The organism is Rhodococcus baikonurensis (assembly GCF_040489275.1).
Classification (GTDB): Bacteria; Actinomycetota; Actinomycetes; order Mycobacteriales; family Mycobacteriaceae; genus Rhodococcus_F; species Rhodococcus_F baikonurensis.
Window position 1 is genome coordinate 1 of sequence record NZ_JBEUOQ010000067.1, and the last position, 1,502, is coordinate 1,502.

At 60.7% G+C, this 1,502-nt stretch carries 1 protein-coding gene; it reads left to right on the top strand.

Annotation, left to right across the window (positions count from 1 at the left end):
• Positions 1 to 1,502 (top strand): condensation domain-containing protein (locus ABWI03_RS34145; protein WP_353799070.1); only part of this gene is annotated, 1,502 nt, incomplete at both ends.

Below are 1,502 nucleotides of genomic sequence, written 5' to 3' on the forward strand. Positions count from 1 at the left end.
TGTCGGTGGTGGTTCGCGTGCGGCGTTGACTGCGCAGGTGCGTCCGGCGCAGGTGCCGTTGTCGTTTGCGCAGCAGCGCATGTGGTTCCTCAACCGATTCGACACGGCATCGGCTGTCAACAATGTTCCGGTTGCGATCACGCTCACCGGAAAACTGGACGTGTCGGGGCTGGAACAGGCGGTCTCGGACGTTATCGGCCGCCACGAGGTTCTGCGCACGGTCTACCCCGAGGTCGACGGCGTCGGCTACCAGAAGATCCTCTCGGCAGGAGATGTCTCGATCGATCTCGGTGCAGAACGCGTCACCGACGACCGAATCCAGGCGGAGCTGTATTCGTTCTTCGCCCAGGGTTTCGATGTCACTGTCGAGGTTCCGTTGCGTGCCAAGCTTTTCCAGGTCGCCGATGACGACTTCGTGTTGTCGTTCGTGATGCATCACATCTCGACTGACGGTTTCTCGATGGGCCCGTTGACCCGTGACGTGATGACCGCCTACTACGCGCGAACCAACGGCCAGGCTCCGACCTGGACGCCGTTGCCGGTGCAGTACGCGGATTACTCGTTGTGGCAGCGTGAGGTTCTCGGGTCCGAGGACGATCCGCAGTCCGTCATCGCGCAGCAGATTGCGTTCTGGTCGGATGCGTTGGCTGATCTTCCGGAGCAGTTGGATCTGCCTGGTGATCGTCCGCGTCCCGAGATTGCTTCAGGGCGCGGCGCCAATCACAGTTTCACCATCGAACCGCAGCTGTGGTCCGAGCTGGACGAACTGGCCAAGGCAACGAATGCAACTCCGTTCATGGTTGTTCACTCGGCTCTGGCGGTGCTGTTGGCACGACTGTCCGCGACGACCGACATTGCGATCGGTGCCCCGATCGCGGGTCGTGGTGAAGCTGAGCTCGATGACGTGATCGGTATGTTCGTCAATACTTTGGTGTTGCGTACCGAGGTTGATCCGTCGATGTCGTTTGCGGAGTTGTTGGCTTCTGCGCGTGAGGTGGATCTGCAGGCGTTCGCGCATGCGGATGTTCCGTTCGAGCGGATCGTGGAAGCGCTCGATCCGGTTCGTTCGCAGGCTCGTCATCCGTTGTTCCAGGTGGCGTTGACGTTCCAGAACCTCGGTCAGACGTCTCTCGACATGCCCGGCCTCAGTGCTGCTGCAGTCGAGTTCGACGCCGCACTGGCCAAGTTCGACTTGCAGCTCACTCTCGAAGAGGCTGAAGCCGGAATGTCTGCGACCCTGACGTATGCGACGGATCTGTTCGACGAATCGACCGCTGTCGACTTCGCCGATCGCTTCCTGCATGTTCTGCGTGGCGTCACCGCGGATCCGAATCTTGCTGTCGGTGATGTGGACGTACTCACTGTCGGTGAGTTGGACCGTGTTCTCTCCTGGAGTGGGGTCGGCACCGATGGTGGTGTGGATTCGACGTTGTCGGCGTGGTTCGATGATGCTGCTGCGCGGTTTGGTGATCGGGTTGCGGTGCGGTTCGGTGACGAGTCGT